This window comes from Algibacter sp. TI.3.09, from assembly GCF_038154905.1.
GTDB lineage: Bacteria > Bacteroidota > Bacteroidia > Flavobacteriales > Flavobacteriaceae > Algibacter.
This window is the reverse complement of sequence record NZ_JBAKAN010000002.1, coordinates 210,247-227,673: the sequence shown is the minus strand read 5'-3', so window position 1 is coordinate 227,673 and position 17,427 is coordinate 210,247. Positions and strand designations below refer to the sequence as shown.

Below are 17,427 nucleotides of genomic sequence, written 5' to 3'. Positions count from 1 at the left end.
TAGATAGATGAAAAAGATTTTATTACTTGTTATTGTAGCATGCGGTTTTCAAATGCAAGCGCAAACAAATTCAGATTTATTAAAACATTACGAAGGATATTATAAGCAAATGAGACTGCAAGGTGATGTGCAAGGTATTATAAATGCCATGACACATTTAAATGTTTTGTCTCCATCGGAAGCACGCCAAGATACATTGGCCTACATTTATATGAGTGAAGGTAAATATGTGCAGGCTTTAAACACAATTGGTGTTGTAAAAATGTCTACCGATTCTGATATTGCAGTTGAGGTAAAAGCAGTGTCTTTAAAAGCAGTAAAACGCCCTAAATTAGCTATAGAGCATTTTAACGAAATGTTTAAAAGAGAACAAAACCCATTAGTAGCTTATGAGTTGGCAGAATTAAATATGCAAACTAATATGCAAGCAGAGGCCCAAAAGCATATTGATTATGGTATCGCCAATTCGGAAGCAGATATGAAAAAGGCTTTTTACGAAACACAATCGCCTTATGAAGTGCCATTAAAATCGGCTTTTATGTATTTAAATGCTTTAGCAACTTATAATAAAGATAAAAAAGCAAATATCGATCCAGCTGTAGATATTTTAGATAGTATTTTAAAAGAAGCGCCTAACTTTAATTTAGTACAGCTTACTAAAACAGAGTTGTTAAGACAAAAGCAAGTGATGCAAGCTCAGGCTGCTCAGGATAAAAAATAAGAATAGTATAGTATTGAAAAAGGCGTTTTCTAAATATAGAAAACGCCTTTTTTGTTTTTATTAATTATATGTTATTACCAGATTTTTACACGATTTTCTGGTTCAATATACATGTTGTCTCCAGCTTTAATATCAAAAGCGCTATAAAACGCATCGATGTTAAGTAAAGGTTGTACAGCTCTGTTCATTCCAGGAGAATGCGGATCTGTTTTTATTCTTGTCTTTAAAGCATCGTCTCTCATCTTGCTTCTCCAAACGGTTGCCCAACTCATAAAAAAGCGTTGTTCTGGTGTAAAACCATCAATAGGTTCTGGCCTTCCGTTAGCTTCCAAATCCATTTGTAAAGCATCATAAGCAGCATTTACACCACCTAAATCTCCAATGTTTTCACCAAGTGTAAAAGCACCGTTAATATGTACATCAGGTAAAACTTCAATAGCACTATATTGATCGGCTAAATTTTTTCCTAAAGCTTCAAATTGTTTTAAATCTTCATCGGTCCACCAGTTGTTTAGGTTTCCGTTTTTATCATAACGAGATCCAGAATCATCAAAACAGTGTGAAATTTCATGACCAATTACAGCTCCAATACCTCCGTAGTTTACAGCATCATCTGCAGTAAAATTGTAAAATGGTGGTTGTAAAATAGCAGCAGGAAAAACAATTTCGTTGTAAGGTGGGTTAAAATAAGCGTTAACCACTTGTGGAGCCATACCCCATTCGCTTTTATCTACTGGTTTAGATAGCTCTTCAATGGTTTTTTTATGATTCCAAGCTCTAACGTTAAGTATGTTTTGTAAGTACGATCCGTTTTCTTGAGGACCTTCAATTTGTAATTCTGCGTAATCTTTCCATTGATCAGGGTAAGCAATTTTTACTTTTAGAGCTAGAAGTTTTTCAATGGCTTTTTCTTTTGTTTCTTCAGTCATCCATGATACATTCGAAATTCTGTTTTGAAAAGCAAGAATTACGTTTTTTATCATACGTTCTGCCTTTGCCTTTGCTTCTGGCGGAAAGTAGTTTTCTACATATAGTTTACCTAGAGCTTCACCAACAGTATTGTTTACAGTTCCTAAAGCGCGTTCGTTTAAAGGTTTTTGAGCCTTAGCACCACGAAGTTCTTTACTATAGAATTCCCAGTTCGCTTTAGCTAAATCTGTGCTTAATAATCCGGCAGCATCATTAAAGCTGTTCCAGCGTAAATAAGCTTTCCAATCTGCTACGTTGTTTTCTTTTAAAATACCTTGTAAGGCATCAAAATACTTTACTTCGCCAACAATTACAGTATCGATAGATTTTACACCAATACCTTTAAAATAAGCATCCCAGTTTATTGCGGGTACCATGTTTTGTAAATCGGCAATAGATCTTGGGTTAAAGCGTTTACGTGCATCACGACGCTCCACTTTATCCATTTTCGATTGTGCTAAACGTGTTTCGAAATCTAAAATTTGTAAAGCTTCAGAGTTTGCTTTTTCTTCTGTTTTTCCTAAATGTTGTAACATTTTAGAAATATGTGCTAAGTATTTAGTTCTAATTTCTTTGGAGTTTTCATCGTCGTTAATGTAGTAATCACGATCTGGCAAACCTAAGCTGCCACCACCTATGTAACCAACATTTTTGTTGCTGTCTTTTGGGTGAGCACCTACGTAAAAACCAACAAAACCAGAACCACTTTTAGATTCCATTTCTATAATGTAATCTTGTAAGTCTTGAATGTTTTCTATAGCATCAATTTTTGCTAAGTAAGGTTTTAATGGTTCTATACCTTGCTTATCTCTAGCAATAGTATCCATTATAGTTTGGTATAATTTTACCGCTTTATCTTGATCGGAGCCTGCAACAATTTCGGTTTTCTTTAAATCTTTATCTGTCGATAATGCTGCTTTTAAAATAGTAAGCGCATCATCGTCAGTTTTTTGTCTAAGTTCGTCAAAACTTCCCCAACGTGTTCTGTCTGATGGGATTTCGTTGTTATCTAACCATTTTCCGTTAACGTATCTAAAGAAATCGTCGTTAGGTGTGGTTGTGGTATCCATGAATTCTAGGTTAATTCCTGGTACAGTTTCAACTTGAGCTAGAGCTTCTTTTTTTTCGTCGGTTTTACAAGCGACAACAGAAAGAAAAGCAAGCCCACTTAATAGGGATAGGTAATTAGGTTTCATTTTCAATTTTTAGGTTTATAGTGAGTTTTAGTGTTAAGATGTAATCTTATGCGCTAAAATACATATAAATTCTACTTTATAGAAGCGGATTTGTCTAAAAATGAAAATGAGATTAAAAAGAAGGTTCTATGGTTTAGCTATGTTAATACCATCGGCTTCAATTTTTTGATTCATTTGAAAGTTGAAGTTAGAAAATGATATTAAGAAATCTTTTATAGTTAAAAGCAGTTCGTCTTTGCTTGTAGATTCTAAGTTGGATAAGCTTTTTAGTTTGTAAAGATGTGTTTCTAAGGCCGAAATTCTAGCTAGTGTAGCATCGCTATTCACGGCTTCTGGGATATCTTTTTTTAAATCGCGTAAAAGTGTTTTTATGTTTTTCTCATTATCATAGAAAAAACCTAAATCTCCTTTTTTTACATTATTAATATGAGTTTCTAATTGAAAATACTCTGCCCAATCTTCAATAGCTTTTTCTGTTTTAACATCTAAGGCGTACTCCACATACTTAAGTTGTGCTATGTTTTTTTCTGAAAGGTTTTGAGAGGTGGTTTCTTCAATTTCGATTTCAACCTCAGTGTCTTGTGTTTTTTTACACGCCGAAAATGAAAGCAGAATACTTAGAGTGATTAAAATTTTAAACGTCATTATAATTCAATTAAAAAGATAGGTTACAAATATATACTAATCCGCAATGTGTTTGGTAATAAGTAGAACGAAATGGCACTATATTTTGTTGTGTTTTAGTTAGGTAATAGCCATAAACACTTGATTTGTAAAAAAATAAAGTGTTTTTAAAATAATTGTAATTAATTGTATCTTTGATGCAATGCCAAATATGTTTTAAAGCTTAGAAAGCTTCATAAACTTGGTGAAATCCCTAAATTGAAATTAATATGTTAGAAAATTTTTGGTTCAACGTGGAGTATGGTGTCAATCACGTACTTGATATAAATGCCTACGATCATGTTTTATTTTTAATTGTTCTAACGGTTCCTTACTTGTTTAGAGACTGGAAACGCGTGCTTTTATTAGTTACAATGTTTACTTTAGGGCATACCTTATCTTTAGTAATGGCTGCTTATGGCGTAATTACTGTAAACGGTGCTATTGTAGAGTTTTTAATACCTGTTACTATTATGGTTGCGGCACTTTTTAATGTGTTTACAGCCGGTAAAGGAGCTCAAAAAGAAAAGGTAGGTATATTGTTTTTAACCACACTTTTCTTTGGTTTAATACATGGTTTAGGTTTTGCTCGCGAGTTTAAAATGCTTTTAGGAAGCAACGATAATAAAATTTTATTGCTTTTAGAATTTGCCTTAGGTATAGAGTTAGCACAAATAATTATTGTTTTTATTGTGTTGTTCTTGGGGTATTTGGTGCAAACTATTTTTAGATTTTCTAAACGCGACTGGGTTATGGTTATTTCGTCTATTGTGGTTGGTTTAGTGATTCCGATGATACTAAACAGCGACTTTTTATCTTAATTTTTGATAAAACTTTAACTTACGGAGGTTGTAATTAAAATACAATCGAACTATATTCGTTTAATCGAACAGACAGTTTTGCGTTAGGGATTGATGCGGCATCCTTTTTTTATGAATTCGACTGCCTAAGCAGGAGAATGAATAGAAAAAGATATAGCGGAAAGCCCGACCCGAATGAGCCTATTGTATTTGGGTTAATGCCTGAGATTTAAAATGAGGGTAACGCCATAATTAAAACGAATTGATGCCAAAAAATAAACAACAAAAATATGATAAGGCCTATTTGCGCATTGCGAAAGAATGGGGTAAATTATCGTATTGTAAACGCCGACAAGTTGGGGCGATAATTGTAAAGGACCGTATGATTATTTCGGATGGTTACAATGGAACACCGTCTGGTTTTGAGAATTTTTGTGAAGATGATGAAGGATACACAAAATGGTATGTTTTGCATGCCGAGGCCAATGCGATTTTAAAGGTTGCAGCTTCTACGCAATCGTGCAAAGGTGCAACACTTTATATCACCATGTCGCCATGTAAGGAATGTAGTAAATTAATACACCAAGCGGGTGTTGTAAAGGTGGTTTATCACGATTCTTATAAAGATGATTCGGGTTTAAGGTTTCTTGAAAAAGCAGGAATTGAACTCGAACAAATAGTTGATTTAACAGCAGAATGACCTATCAAAAAAAATATTTGCCATTGATTTTAGGCGTAGCTATTGCTGCGGGTATTTTTATTGGTGGAAAGTTGAGTTTTTCGGGGTCTTCGGATCGTGTTTTTACGAAAAACAGTAAAAAGGAAAAACTTAATAGGCTTATTGATTATATCGATTACGATTACGTAGATGATATAAATACCGATAGTATTGTTGACGTTACCGTAAACGGAATTTTAGAAAATTTAGATCCGCACTCGGTGTATATTCCTAAGGAAGAAATGGAAGGTGTTGCCGAGAACATGAAAGGTGATTTTGTGGGTATTGGCGTTAGTTTTTACCCGTATAAAGATTCCATTGCCGTTATTCGTTCTATTGAAGGCGGGCCGAGTGAAAAAGCTGGTATTAAAGGTGGTGATAGAATTGTGATGGCCGATGGCGACACGCTTTACGGAAGTAAACTTCGTGAAAATGATATGGTTAAAAAACTAAAAGGCCGTATTGATACCGATGTAAAACTTAAGGTTTTTAGAAAAGGTGAGCCGGAACTTTTGGATATTACTGTAAAGCGCGATCTTATTCCAATTAAAAGTGTAGATGCGGCTTATATGCTAACCAAGAAACTAGGTTATATTAAGGTGAATCGCTTTGCGGAAACCACTTACGATGAGTTTAAAACAGGTTTAGATAAATTAATTGAAGCCGGAGCCATTGAAATTGCTTTGGATTTACGCGATAATCCTGGTGGTTTTCTAGATACTGCAAATAAAATTGTAGACGAGTTTTTAGAAGAAGATAAACTTATTTTATTCACTAAAAATAGACGCGGCCAAATAAACAAAAGTTTTGCCACAGATGAAGGTGATTTTGAGGATGGTAAAATTTATGTGTTAATTGATGAGAACTCTGCTTCTGCTAGTGAAATTGTTGCGGGTGCTATTCAGGATAACGATAAAGGAACTATTGTAGGGCGACGTTCTTACGGTAAAGGTTTAGTGCAACGTGAAATGGAATTGGGTGATGGTAGTGCCGTACGTTTAACAGTATCTCGTTATTATACACCAACCGGACGTTCTATACAAAGACCATATAAAAATGGAAATAAAGATTATTACGATGATTATTTTGAGCGTCTTGAAAGTGGTGAGCTTTTAGATTCTGAAAAAATACAAGTAGCCGATTCGCTAAAGTTTACAACACCTGGCGGAAAGGTAGTTTACGGTGGTGGTGGTATTATTCCAGATGTTTTTGTGCCTATAGATACAAGTATGCAGAATGAAACACTAACGTTTTTACAGCGTCGTGGTTTTATGGGGTATTTTGTGTTTGAAGAGCTTGAAAAAGATCGTCATAAATATGATACAATTTCGCGTCGTGATTTTATAGATGCTTTTGAGGTGGGAGACGATATGGTTTTTGCCTTTCAAGATTATTTAAATTTAAGAACAGATACCGCGATTACTTTTGTAGCTTATCAAAAAGAAATAAAGCAGTTTATTAAAGCAACTCTAGGCGATCAATTATTTGGAGATGGTGCATTTGATGAAATCTTTAACAAGAGTGATACCATGATCGAAGAGGTTATTAAACTAAGTGATGAAGGTTTAGTTGTTAAGGAATAACTACTATTTAGATTACTATATAAAACTAAAAACGCCCGATTTAATTAAATCGGGCGTTTTTGTTATCATCTAAAAAAGGTATTTTTATTTTCCTTTGTTTACTTTATCAATGTATTTCTGTAAAGCCATAGTCATAGAAGGTGTTTCTGGTGTTGGCGCAGCAATATCTACACGTAAACCTTTTTCTTCTACTGCTTTAATTGTAGTGTTTCCAAATACAGCGATACGAGTATCGTTTTGTTTAAAATCTGGAAAGTTTTGAAATAAAGACTCTATTCCCGATGGACTGAAAAATACAAGTATATCGTAAAGTACATCAGCTAAATCTGTTAAATCACTAACAACAGTTTTGTAAAACGTAGCTTGTTTCCATTGTACACCTAAAGCATCTAAAGTATCTGGTACTTCTGGTTTAACTTTATCGGTAGTTGGTAACAAGAATTTTTCGTCTTTATATTTTTTAATAAGTGGAGAAAGTTCTGCGAACGTACGTTTTCCAACATAAATTTTACGTTTTCTATAAACCACATATTTTTGTAAATAATAAGCAACGGCTTCCGATTGGCAGAAATATTTAAGACTATCAGGAACTTTAAAACGCATTTCATCGGCCACTCTAAAAAAGTGATCTACTGCATTTCTACTTGTTAATATAATGGCTGTGTACTGGCCTAAATCTATTTTTTGATGTCTAATCTCCTTGGCAGAAACCCCTTCAACATGAATAAAAGGACGGAAATCTATTTTCACCTTTTGTTTTTCTTCTAAATCGAAGTAAGGTGAGTTTTCTATTTTAGGTTCTGGTTGAGATACTAAAATGGTTTTCACTTTCATAAGCGCAATCAGTTTTTATTCTGTTATTTTGAAGCCAAAACCTTATATAAAAATAGATAAGGTGCGATTTCAAGTGCGCAAAGATACAAAATAAAATAAAACAAGTTGTTTTTTATTAAATTTTGATGTCTTTTAAATGAGGTTATTAGCCCGATTAAATTAACTAAAACAAGCAAGCCAATAAAGCCGTATATTACTTGTGTTGTTGGCGATAAAGTAAAAAGTAAAAGGGCATTTATGGGTAGTAAAATAACACCTAAAAAGTTTTTGTAACTAATTTTTTGAAATACATACTGGTCTACGAGCCCATCTATAGAGAAAATACTACCTAAAAGGCGTTCTAAAAGTACCTTTATTAATATAAAAACCGATATGCCAACGGCTATTTTAAACATTAAATTAATAGAAACATCGGTAATGTTATACGTGTGTTTATAAATAATGTAGCTAAACACAGATGCCGATAGAATTAAGTTTCCAAATAGTAGAGCATCAAACTTGTCGAAAAACTTCTGATCTCGAGCATAAATATTAAGATACTTAGAGTTTATTACCACAAAAGTGAAGTCTGTAAAACGTTTAGGCGCAGTAAGTTTTGCTATAGCAATAACCGCCATACCTATAATTAAAAGTATGGTAAATAGTTCGTTTGATGGAATAGCTCTAATCACGGTATAAAATTATTATAATTATTAGTAAAACAGCTAAAATATTAAGGAATTTTTAAAGAACCCGTATTTTAAAAAATGTACATTTGCTAAAAAATTGTAGGCTTTCAAAAGGAGAATGATGAAGGGTAGTGTTGTAATTATACCAACATATAACGAAATAGAAAATATAGAAGCTATTATTACAGCGGTGTTTGCTCAGTCTGATGACATTCATGTACTCGTTGTTGATGATAATTCGCCAGATCTAACACCTTTAAAGGTTAAGGAACTTCAGGGTGTATTTACTAATCGATTGTTTTTGGAAGTTAGAAAAGAGAAATCGGGCCTTGGTACCGCTTATATTCATGGTTTTAGATGGGCTATCCATAAAAAATATGATTATATTTTTGAAATGGATGCCGATTTTTCACATAATCCAACCGATTTAATAAAATTATACAACGCTTGCGCGGAAGAAGGTGCGGGAGTATCTATAGGTTCACGCTACAAAACAGGTGTAAATGTCGTAAATTGGCCCATGAATCGTGTGCTAATGTCTTACGGTGCGTCTAAATACGTGCGTATTATCACCGGAATGCAAATTCATGATACCACTGCTGGTTTTGTGTGTTACAAGCGCGAGGTGCTAGAAGCTATAGATTTAAACACCATTAAATTTATTGGGTACGCCTTTCAAATTGAAATGAAATTTAAAGCTTATTTAAAGCAATTTAAAATTATTGAAGTCCCTGTGATTTTTACAGATAGAACAAAAGGAGTTTCTAAATTAAGCGGCGGCATTATTTCCGAAGCTATTTTTGGAGTTATTACAATGAAACTAAAAAGTCTATTTAAAAAATAGGAAAGATTATGAAATTAAGAACGACACTTATTAAAAACGCTCATATTGTTACCGATGGAAAAACGGTAAAAGGCGATATATTAATTGAGGGTAATTACATTAAAGAAATTAACGATTCTATAAGTGCGAAATCTGCCGATGTACATGTGTTAGATGCCGAAGGTAAATATGTTTTACCAGGTGCTATCGACGATCAGGTTCATTTTAGAGAGCCAGGTTTAACGCAAAAGGCAAATATTGAAACCGAATCTAGAGCGGCTATTGCAGGTGGTATTACATCGTTTATCGAAATGCCAAATACCAATCCGCAAACTACAACTGTAGAAAAGTTAGAGGAGAAGTTCGATATAGCAGCTAAAACATCTTATGCTAATTACTCGTTTATGTTTGGTGGAACTAACGATAATTTAGAAGAAATTTTAAAAGTTGACCCAAAATCGGTTGCTGGTTTAAAACTATTTTTAGGTTCTTCTACCGGGAATATGTTGGTAGATGATCCAGCAGTTTTAGAAAAGATTTTTAAAAGTACAGATATGGTAATTTCTGTACATTGTGAAGACGAGGCTACCATAAAAAAGAATTTACAAGAACACATCGATAAATTTGGTGACGATATTCCATTAAAATATCATCCAATTATCCGTAGTGAAGAGGCTTGTTATATTTCATCCTCTAGAGCTATAGAATTGGCTAAAAAAACAGGTGCTAGACTACATGTTTTTCACTTATCTACAGGTAAAGAAACAAACTTATTCAGTAATAAAATTCCTTTAAAAGATAAAAAGATTACTGCCGAAGTTTGTATACATCACCTTTGGTTTAGTGATGAAGATTACGATAAAAAAGGAACATTAATTAAATGGAATCCTGCCGTAAAAACTAAAGAAGATCGCGATCAACTTTGGGAAGCTTTACTAGACGATCGTATCGATGTTATAGCAACAGATCATGCGCCACATACTATAGAGGAGAAAAATAACGTTTACACAAAAGCACCATCGGGCGGACCATTAGTGCAACATGCTATACCTGCCATGTTAGAAATGTACCATAAAGGAAAAATTTCTATTGAAAAGGTAGTCGAAAAAATGTGCCATAATCCAGCTATTCTATTTCAAGTAGAAAAACGTGGTTATGTAAAAGAAGGTTATTTTGCCGATTTAGTTTTAGTAGACTTAAACAACCCATGGACGGTTAAAAAAGATAATATTTTATATAAATGTGGATGGTCTCCTTTTGAAGGCGCCACCTTTAAATCTAGAATAACCCATACGTTTTTAAATGGAGCTTTAGTGTACCAAAATGGTAAGTTTAACGATGTAAAAGCAGCGAAACGATTAACTTTCGATAGATGATTTTAAACCGATTTTTAACATATTTAAGCATCATGCTATTGGTAACAGCTTGTTTCCAATTTAAAGCGCCTAAAAAACCTAAGAATTTAATTTCTAAGGAAAAAATGGTCGATATTTTAATTGATGCAAAAATAGTAGGTTCGGCCAATATGGCGAATAAACGCATTATGGAAAGCCATGGTGTTGATTTGGAAACCTATGTGTTTGAAAAACATAATATAGATAGTTTACAATTTGCCGAAAGCAACGAATATTACACGTTTAATATTAAGGAATACGATGAAATTTACCAAAAGGTAAAAGATAGTCTAGAAGCATTAAAAGTATTTTACCAAGACTTAGAGAAAAAAGAAGAGGCCGAAGTTGCTAGAAAAAGAAAACAAGATTCTTTACAAATGCTAACCACATTAAAAGATTCTATTTCTAATTTAAAACTTCACGATTCTATTAAAACACGTCTTCAAAAAGAAATTTTATTAGACACCACTTTGTTAAAAGAGAAGTTTAATAAAATTATAGAAGAAAATAAAACCGTTACCGACGATGTGTTGGAGAAAATTGAAAGTGTAGACCTCGAAAAATTTTCAAAAATACAGTCTAAATTAGTTAAACCTATTTCAGATATAGACGTCCAGTCTCGCGAATAACATCATCAACAGCTTTAAATTCAAAATTTAAAGCTGTTTTTATTTTATCGCTATTGTACTGCGTATCGGTAGATAGTGTGCGCACCAAATTCCTTGTTAATTGCCTGCGCATACCCGTAAGTTTAGTTTTAAACCAGTCTAATTGCCAACCTATATTTAGCAACCAACTTGGTGCTAGTTTTTCAGGTGGTTTCCCATTAACAGCTGTCGCTAAAGTTTCCAAAAAACGTTTGTAGGTCCAATGTTCTGCTACCAAAACAAAACGCTCGTTAGTAATGTCGCTATTCATTAAAGTGGTCATAGATCGTACCACATCATCAACAGTAACTAGAGCAATAGTTCCCGAGGTATAAAACGGAAATCCTTTTTTTGCTTTCTTAAATAAATTACCGGTGCCATTATCCCAAAAACCAGAACCTAAAATAACTCCAGGATTTACAATTACAGCATCCAAACCTTCTTGAGTACCGCGCCAAACTTCCATTTCGGCACCATATTTAGTAATAGCATAAGCGTTATTATCGGCTTCCGGATTCCAAATAGTTTCCTCACTAACAGGTTTGTTATTTAACTCGCTGCCTAAAGTAGCAATCGAGCTTACGTAGCAAAGTTTCTCAACACCTTCAGATAAGCATAAATTAACAATATTCGCAGTGCCATCAATATTTGTTCGTCTTAAAAGATGGTATTTATTGGGCTCAAAAGATACAAAAGCAGCGCTGTGGTAAACATGTCGAATACCTCCAAAAGCCTCTAGAAGTGCTGGAACATCCAAAATATCGGCCTTAACCCATTCAATGGTAGCAAAAAGCGTTTCAGCATTAACATCAAGCGATGCAAACACATTTTTAACCAGTTGCAACTTGTGCTCACTTCTGTAAATTGCTCTAACTTTTTCCTTTTGGCTAGTTAATTTATACAGTAAATGTGCACCAACCAAACCCGTACCACCCGTAACTAAAATCATGCAACTAAAGTAATAAATATTTAAACCATAGTCGGTGTTTTAGTATTATTTGGGCAATTTTATTTTGGCTTTTAGTGGCCAAAATAAACCGCGCTTTCCGCTATATCTTTTAGGTGCATTAAGTTTTAGTAAATTAATAAAGTCATGGCATTGTCAAAAGAGAAAATCTAATTAACAAAGGTCTGGCTCACACCAAAAAGGATGCCGCTGCAATCGCTATCGCGTAAAGTTATGTGAAGTATAAGTGTGTGTTGAATAGTAATACAATGCCATTAGTCCTGCATAGTGCTCATTATTTCTTCAACACGCTCTAAGTCAGAATTTGACACCTGAAGTTCAACTTCACAAGTAGGTACATAATGCATTAATTGTGTTGTAAACTCGTTTTTTAAGTAACAGGTAATGCCTTCAGATTCTAGTTTGCCTTTTAGTATAATTAAATCCGAAGCTAAGTTCGATTTTTTAATGGTTGTTAAGCTCATTTATTTTTTTTGGTATTAATTTTAACGTAAAATAATAACACCTTATCGTTTAAAATAAAGTGTTATTTCATAATAAATAGAATTATTTTTATACAAGGTCAAACCGTATTAGTCCACATGGTCTTCTTCAAAATACCACCATAAACTGGAATCTATGGACGATTTCATCTTGGAGATATCCGCATCATCTTTTAAAAACACAGTAATATTTTCGCCAACTCTATTTTGCCCAATACTTTCTGTGATTTCAATAAGATCAATTTCATTAAAATGCTCCAAATGTTTTTTAATTCGCGCATCTAAAGTTTCATCACTCAAAAAAATCTTGATAGCTTGCTGGTTTGGGGAATTTCTAATTTCAGATCTAAAGGGTAGCATAGGCGTAAGTATTAAGTTAAACAATAAGTAATTGCAAATGCAATACTCTAAAGTTAATGATTTATTCAATATCTTTCAATAAAATTATTAAATTAACATTAAATGAGTATTATTTTAACAGAAATGTTATTTAAGCTGGAGAAGTGTGTTTCTTCTAAAGATAAAAAGAATAGCCAAATTTCTAAATCTACCGTAGGTTGGCAGTTAGATCATGCCCTAAAAGTGATTAATTCGGTAAGTGAGCAAGCTATAGATTCTAATCCCGAAACCTATAAATCGAACTTTAGCTTTATGCGTGTAGTGTTATTTAAATTAGGTTTTTTTCCAAGAGGTAAAGCTAGAGCACCAAAATCAGTAAGACCTCCAGAAACGATTGTAGAAACAGAAATACATAATCAATTACAAGTTGCTAGAGCATATATTAAAAAACTTGAAACACTTCCGGAAAACGCTTATTTCAATCATCCTATGTTTGGAATGATCAATAAAAAGCAGACTGTTCGTTTTTTAGAAATCCATACCAATCATCATCTTAAAATTATACGCGATATTTTAAAATCATAAAAAAAGGTTCTTCGAAATACTTTCAAAGAACCTTTTTAATTAAAATATAAAGTGATTTATTCTAATAATTTCAACTTTGCTAAATCGTGGAAATAGAAATTCTTTTCATCATTCATAGAGACAAAAACACCATTCGGAAACTTGTCACCTAAAGCCACTGTTGTAACGTCGCAGCCGTCGGTTTCCAAAGTGCCTAAATTTAATTCCTTAATAAAAGCATTTGTTTTTAAATCGAAAATGCAAAACGTATGTGCTTGTTGGTTAGATACTATTAAAAACGATTTGTCGGCGTATTTTGCAATAGCAATACCTTCAATATCGCGCTCAAAATATTCACCTCCAAAAACATAAATTTCTTTATCTCCTTGCGATGGCTCAGCGTGATACTTACGAATACCGTGCATCTCATCAGAATAATAAACCATACCAGTTTCGTTATCTACAGCAATAGCTTCTATTTCTTTTTTACCACTAAAAGTTCCAAAGGTTCTAACTAGTTTTGAGTGCACACCTAAACTATCCGAAGTTAATAAGTATTGATGTAAATAGCCTTCTTTTGGACCGTTTTTACGTCCAACAATAGCGTAGATATCATTCGTTTTCGGCGATTTATAAAGCGCAATACCCATTGGAGCATCGAACTCTGGTGTGGTTTCATTTTCAAAAACAGGGAAACCGCCGTTGTCTAAAGGTTTCATATCTGGCACCGAATACAAACGGATGGTTTTGTTTTCTCTTTCTGTAAAGGCGATAATATCGGTTTGGGTAGAGTCGTTAAGTTTAAAACCATATTCTAAATCGATATTGTTTGGTCGTTTTATGTTTCTAATGGTTTTATTTTCTATAATCTTCCCATCTAAATCAAAGGCGTAAATAGCGCCATTTGTTTCTTTATCTGTTCCGAAAATGATACTTTTTGAAGCATCGTTCGGGTTTACCCAAATTGCAGGATCATCAGTATCATGCAACGTGTTTTCTGTAATAACATCTGGTGCAATTTCTGGAAATTGAGTGCCGCATGCAGTTAATAATGTTAGGCTTCCTAGTAATATTATTTTATTGTAATTCATTATGTTTAGTTTCTTTTAAATAGATCGTATTTTAAGCCAAAAGTTAAGCGTTGTCCATAAGACTCAGACTGCATAGTTCTCGATTTTTCACCTTGATAATAACGTAAAGCCTGGTTTGTTATGTTATTTAAACTTGCGTAAATACTTAGATTTTTGTTGAATTTATAACCAGCGTTAAAATCTAAGAAAAATTGTTTGTCGTAATAACGGTCTTCAAAAGCACGACCGCCAATTTCATCTACATAAGCTCCTGAATAATTACCAGAAAGCCTAGCGTTAAATTTTTTGTCTGCATAAGCTAACGATGCGTTAAACATATTTGGCGCTGTATTTGGTAAATCTAAATCGGTGCGTTCTTCACCATCTTCATTTCTAATGCCATCTGCGCTAGATGATAAATGGGTGTAATTTAAGTAAACACTTAAGTTTCTTGCAAAACTTGGTAAGAAATCTAACTGACGTTGGAACGCAAATTCAAATCCTAAAATAGAAGCTTGGTCTCCATTAAAAGGTTGGTAAACTTCGTATTCATTTTCATCTTCATATTGAAAAACATAAATAAAATCTTGAATATCTTTGTAGAAAACACCTCCAGAAATAATACCAACAGATTTAAAATAATGTTCTGCCATAACATCAAAATTCATAGATGTTGTTGGATCTAGTTCTGAGTTTCCTAACTTAATTTCTTCATCTTCATTGTTTATTTCTCTAAACGGAACAAGGTCAATATAGTTTGGTCTTGCCAAAGTATTGGTCCATGCAAAACGTAAAACGGTTTGTTTTGTTAAATCGTATTTTAAATGTAACCCAGGTAAAACATTGGTGTACGAGTTTTTATCTGTAACACTATTGCTTCCTGCAAAATCACCATCTTCATCAAAAATAATTTCGTTACCAGTACTGTTAATACTAGTATGCTCTAATCTAATACCAAGTAAAATGTTTAGCTTATCGCTTACTTGTTGGCTGGTCATGGCGTAACCTGAAAATACATTTTCGTCTACGTCAAAGTTTGCCGTTAGGTATTCTTCTGGTAAATCTTCAGCTTCAAACAAAGTAGCATCGTTTAAGTTTAATTGTCCTAAAAATTCGGTAGTTGCAAAAGATCCAATAGCATATTGACTACCTGCTAAAAAATCTGGATTACTGTAATTTCTAGTTGGGATACCGCCTAATAGATCGAAGCTTGAGCCTTCTGGGCTATATTCAATAAAATTGTTATCTCTGTTTTTATTTTTCAATCTTGTTTTTACACCAAATTTTAATGATCCGTTATTATCGTCAAATAAATTTAAAGGTAACTTGAAATTCGCCACAACGTTAAAATCTTTTTCTTCGGTGTATTGGTTTTCTTCGGTTAATTCACCAAATTCAAAGCTATTGTAAAGTGCATCGTTATTGCTAACTGGAGTAAATAGGGGGTGTCTAGAGTCGTTGTTGTAGTTAATGGTGTACTCACTTTCATATTCTAGGTAGCGCTCGTTTAAACGCTCTTCAGAAGCTTTAGAATAAGCGGCCATCCAATCTATTTGTAGTTTGTTAACTAAGTGTGCACCACCAATGTTATAGTTTTGCATACGTTGATCTTCTAGTCTGGTGTTTTGGTTTCTGTCGTTGTCAATACCTCCTTTAGTTTGGCGTTTTGCTTCTACCGGAAACATGCTTAAGTTACCATTTGAGTCTACTGTGAAATCACCTGGCTCAATATCTTCACCGTCTAGAATTTCATGTTCTAATCTAAACCTGTTTTCGCGATCGTCTCTCCAGTTGTAAATAGATTTAAAATAGATGCTGTTATTTTGATCTAGTTTATAATCTAAGTTAGCCGAAAAACTACGTCTTGTACGTTGTACAATATAATCTCTAATTTCAAAGGTTTTTGCGTAAGGGTTAACGGCTACTTCCTCTAAATTATCTTCGTCATCATTTGCGTTATATTCAAATTCATCTTCCCATTCGGCTTCAAAATTATGACTTCCAAAATCGTTATCGTTTACCGATGCGGAAAGCATCCATCTAAATTTTCCGTTATCGCTTCTATTTCCTATTAAAAAAGAACCATTAAGTATTTTTTTATTCGAGATGTAGTTAACACCTGATCCTGCTGTAGCTGAAACTCGAAAACCTTCTGGAGACGTTCGGGTTACTAAGTTTACCGAGCCACCTAAAGCATCGGCATCCATATCTGGTGTTACTGCTTTGCTAACTTCTATAAGCTGAATCATGTCTGCAGGAATTAAATCCATTTGTACATTACGGTTATCGCCTTCGGCGGAAGGTATGCGGCTTCCATTTAAAGTTACAGAGTTTAATTGCGGTGCTAAACCACGAACAATTATGTTTCTAGCTTCTCCTTGGTCTACTTGCATGGTTATGCCTGGTATGCGTTTTATAGCATCGCCAATGTTAGCATCTGGAAATTTACCAATTTGATCTGTAGAGACTACATTCGTAATATTTTGTTTGTTTTTCTGTGCATTAAGCGCTTTTGCTTGTCCGCTTACATAACTTGTAATAGTTACACCATCTAGTTCTAATGCTTTTGGAGTAATAGTGAAGTTTAAAGTTGAAGTTGCGTTTGCTTTTACTAAAATATTTGAGCTACTATCATCATAACCAATATATTTTACTGTTACGGTTTGGTTACCAGCAGGAACGCCAATAAGCGTAAAGTTTCCATCAACATCGGAAATTGTTCCCTTTTTTAAAGATTCGATTATAATATTACTGAAAGGTACTTTTAATCCATCGCTATCTGTAATAACACCTTGAATATTACCTTCTTGAGATATTCCTATCAACGAAAGCAGTAGCGCTATTATTAAAATTGCATTGTTTTTTCTCATGATTATTGTTAGTTATTTTGTCTCGACGAAATAATAAAAATGAGAATGAAATTGGATTATGTCTTTTTTAAGTTAACGTTAACTGTCTGGAAGAAAAATCTGTCTTTTAATCTGTAGTT

17 protein-coding genes are annotated in these 17,427 nt (G+C 33.6%); 8 read left to right on the top strand and 9 right to left on the bottom strand.

Annotated elements, in window-relative coordinates:
* The first annotated feature begins 7 nt into the window (after positions 1–7).
* Entirely contained in the window at positions 8–721 is a 714-nt protein-coding gene (locus V6246_RS08790; protein ID WP_341560051.1) for a hypothetical protein, read from the top strand.
* Positions 722–795: 74 nt separating this feature from the next.
* On the opposite strand, the gene V6246_RS08785 is transcribed toward V6246_RS08790, so the two are convergent.
* Positions 796–2,886, bottom strand: a complete 2,091-nt coding sequence (locus V6246_RS08785; protein ID WP_341560050.1) for a M13 family metallopeptidase — start codon at positions 2,884–2,886, stop codon at positions 796–798.
* 126 nt (positions 2,887–3,012) lie between these two features.
* On the bottom strand, positions 3,013–3,531 hold the full coding sequence (locus V6246_RS08780) for a hypothetical protein (RefSeq protein ID WP_341560049.1): 519 nt from the start codon (positions 3,529–3,531) through the stop codon (positions 3,013–3,015).
* Positions 3,532–3,779: 248 nt separating this feature from the next.
* Here V6246_RS08780 and V6246_RS08775 point away from each other — a divergent pair, with 248 nt between their 5' ends.
* The 3 genes from V6246_RS08775 (at position 3,780) to V6246_RS08765 (ending at position 6,650) form a co-directional block, all read left to right on the top strand.
* On the top strand, positions 3,780–4,370 hold the full coding sequence (locus V6246_RS08775; RefSeq protein ID WP_042496450.1) for a HupE/UreJ family protein: 591 nt from the start codon (positions 3,780–3,782) through the stop codon (positions 4,368–4,370).
* A gap of 244 nt (positions 4,371–4,614) precedes the next feature.
* Positions 4,615–5,049 carry a deoxycytidylate deaminase gene (locus V6246_RS08770; protein WP_042496452.1) on the top strand — a complete coding sequence of 145 codons (435 nt, stop codon included), beginning with the start codon at positions 4,615–4,617 and terminating at the stop codon, positions 5,047–5,049.
* Entirely contained in the window at positions 5,046–6,650 is a 1,605-nt protein-coding gene (locus tag V6246_RS08765) for a S41 family peptidase (protein WP_341560048.1), read from the top strand. The genes V6246_RS08770 and V6246_RS08765 overlap by 4 nt, the downstream gene beginning before the upstream one ends.
* 84 nt (positions 6,651–6,734) lie before the next feature.
* Here V6246_RS08765 and V6246_RS08760 read toward each other — a convergent pair whose 3' ends face one another.
* Together V6246_RS08760 and V6246_RS08755 are read right to left on the bottom strand one after the other, a co-directional pair.
* Positions 6,735–7,484, bottom strand: coding sequence for a uroporphyrinogen-III synthase (locus V6246_RS08760; RefSeq protein WP_042496453.1), 750 nt, complete (start codon positions 7,482–7,484; stop codon positions 6,735–6,737).
* Between the two features lie 23 nt (positions 7,485–7,507).
* Positions 7,508–8,155, bottom strand: a complete 648-nt coding sequence (locus V6246_RS08755; protein ID WP_341560047.1) for a DUF4271 domain-containing protein — start codon at positions 8,153–8,155, stop codon at positions 7,508–7,510.
* Positions 8,156–8,273: 118 nt separating this feature from the next.
* On the opposite strand from V6246_RS08755, the gene V6246_RS08750 reads away from it, so the two are divergent.
* From V6246_RS08750 to V6246_RS08740, 3 genes are read left to right on the top strand one after another with little or no spacing between them, the layout of a single operon-like run.
* Positions 8,274–8,996 (top strand): polyprenol monophosphomannose synthase, encoded by a 723-nt coding sequence (locus V6246_RS08750; RefSeq protein WP_341560706.1) that lies wholly within the window; start codon positions 8,274–8,276, stop codon positions 8,994–8,996.
* Positions 8,997–9,004: 8 nt separating this feature from the next.
* The gene (locus tag V6246_RS08745) at positions 9,005–10,351 is read left to right on the top strand and encodes a dihydroorotase (RefSeq protein ID WP_159018561.1); all 1,347 of its coding nucleotides are present in this window, start codon (positions 9,005–9,007) and stop codon (positions 10,349–10,351) included.
* Positions 10,348–10,998, top strand: a complete 651-nt coding sequence (locus tag V6246_RS08740) for a DUF4296 domain-containing protein (RefSeq protein WP_341560046.1) — start codon at positions 10,348–10,350, stop codon at positions 10,996–10,998. The genes V6246_RS08745 and V6246_RS08740 overlap by 4 nt, the downstream gene beginning before the upstream one ends.
* Here V6246_RS08740 and V6246_RS08735 read toward each other — a convergent pair.
* The 3 genes from V6246_RS08735 to V6246_RS08725 form a co-directional block, all read right to left on the bottom strand.
* A complete protein-coding gene (locus V6246_RS08735; RefSeq protein WP_341560045.1) occupies positions 10,964–11,965 on the bottom strand; it encodes an NAD-dependent epimerase/dehydratase family protein in 1,002 nt (333 codons plus the stop codon). The genes V6246_RS08740 and V6246_RS08735 overlap by 35 nt on opposite strands.
* Positions 11,966–12,237: 272 nt before the next feature.
* Positions 12,238–12,447 carry a putative signal transducing protein gene (locus V6246_RS08730; protein ID WP_341560044.1) on the bottom strand — a complete coding sequence of 70 codons (210 nt, stop codon included), beginning with the start codon at positions 12,445–12,447 and terminating at the stop codon, positions 12,238–12,240.
* Positions 12,448–12,555: 108 nt separating this feature from the next.
* Positions 12,556–12,825, bottom strand: a complete 270-nt coding sequence (locus V6246_RS08725) for a hypothetical protein (RefSeq protein ID WP_341560043.1) — start codon at positions 12,823–12,825, stop codon at positions 12,556–12,558.
* A gap of 102 nt (positions 12,826–12,927) precedes the next feature.
* Between V6246_RS08725 and V6246_RS08720 the strand changes: the two genes are divergently transcribed.
* Positions 12,928–13,389, top strand: a complete 462-nt coding sequence (locus V6246_RS08720; RefSeq protein ID WP_341560042.1) for a DUF1569 domain-containing protein — start codon at positions 12,928–12,930, stop codon at positions 13,387–13,389.
* 56 nt (positions 13,390–13,445) lie between these two features.
* On the opposite strand, the gene V6246_RS08715 is transcribed toward V6246_RS08720, so the two are convergent.
* Together V6246_RS08715 and V6246_RS08710 are read right to left on the bottom strand one after the other, a co-directional pair.
* A complete protein-coding gene (locus tag V6246_RS08715; protein WP_341560041.1) occupies positions 13,446–14,459 on the bottom strand; it encodes a phytase in 1,014 nt (337 codons plus the stop codon).
* 5 nt (positions 14,460–14,464) lie between these two features.
* Complete coding sequence (locus V6246_RS08710) at positions 14,465–17,308, bottom strand: TonB-dependent receptor (protein WP_341560040.1); 2,844 nt, start codon at positions 17,306–17,308, stop codon at positions 14,465–14,467.
* Between the last annotated feature and the right edge of the window lie 119 nt (positions 17,309–17,427).

Coding starts and splice junctions, on each gene's coding strand:
- V6246_RS08790 (WP_341560051.1), top strand. CDS start 8: ATGAAAAAGATTTTATTACTTGTTATTGTAGCATGCGGTTTTCAAATG.
- V6246_RS08785 (WP_341560050.1), bottom strand. CDS start 2,886: ATGAAACCTAATTACCTATCCCTATTAAGTGGGCTTGCTTTTCTTTCT.
- V6246_RS08780 (WP_341560049.1), bottom strand. CDS start 3,531: ATGACGTTTAAAATTTTAATCACTCTAAGTATTCTGCTTTCATTTTCG.
- V6246_RS08775 (WP_042496450.1), top strand. CDS start 3,780: ATGTTAGAAAATTTTTGGTTCAACGTGGAGTATGGTGTCAATCACGTA.
- V6246_RS08770 (WP_042496452.1), top strand. CDS start 4,615: ATGCCAAAAAATAAACAACAAAAATATGATAAGGCCTATTTGCGCATT.
- V6246_RS08765 (WP_341560048.1), top strand. CDS start 5,046: ATGACCTATCAAAAAAAATATTTGCCATTGATTTTAGGCGTAGCTATT.
- V6246_RS08760 (WP_042496453.1), bottom strand. CDS start 7,484: ATGAAAGTGAAAACCATTTTAGTATCTCAACCAGAACCTAAAATAGAA.
- V6246_RS08750 (WP_341560706.1), top strand. CDS start 8,274: ATGAAGGGTAGTGTTGTAATTATACCAACATATAACGAAATAGAAAAT.
- V6246_RS08745 (WP_159018561.1), top strand. CDS start 9,005: ATGAAATTAAGAACGACACTTATTAAAAACGCTCATATTGTTACCGAT.
- V6246_RS08740 (WP_341560046.1), top strand. CDS start 10,348: ATGATTTTAAACCGATTTTTAACATATTTAAGCATCATGCTATTGGTA.
- V6246_RS08735 (WP_341560045.1), bottom strand. CDS start 11,965: ATGATTTTAGTTACGGGTGGTACGGGTTTGGTTGGTGCACATTTACTG.
- V6246_RS08730 (WP_341560044.1), bottom strand. CDS start 12,447: ATGAGCTTAACAACCATTAAAAAATCGAACTTAGCTTCGGATTTAATT.
- V6246_RS08725 (WP_341560043.1), bottom strand. CDS start 12,825: ATGCTACCCTTTAGATCTGAAATTAGAAATTCCCCAAACCAGCAAGCT.
- V6246_RS08720 (WP_341560042.1), top strand. CDS start 12,928: ATGAGTATTATTTTAACAGAAATGTTATTTAAGCTGGAGAAGTGTGTT.
- V6246_RS08715 (WP_341560041.1), bottom strand. CDS start 14,459: ATGAATTACAATAAAATAATATTACTAGGAAGCCTAACATTATTAACT.
- V6246_RS08710 (WP_341560040.1), bottom strand. CDS start 17,308: ATGAGAAAAAACAATGCAATTTTAATAATAGCGCTACTGCTTTCGTTG.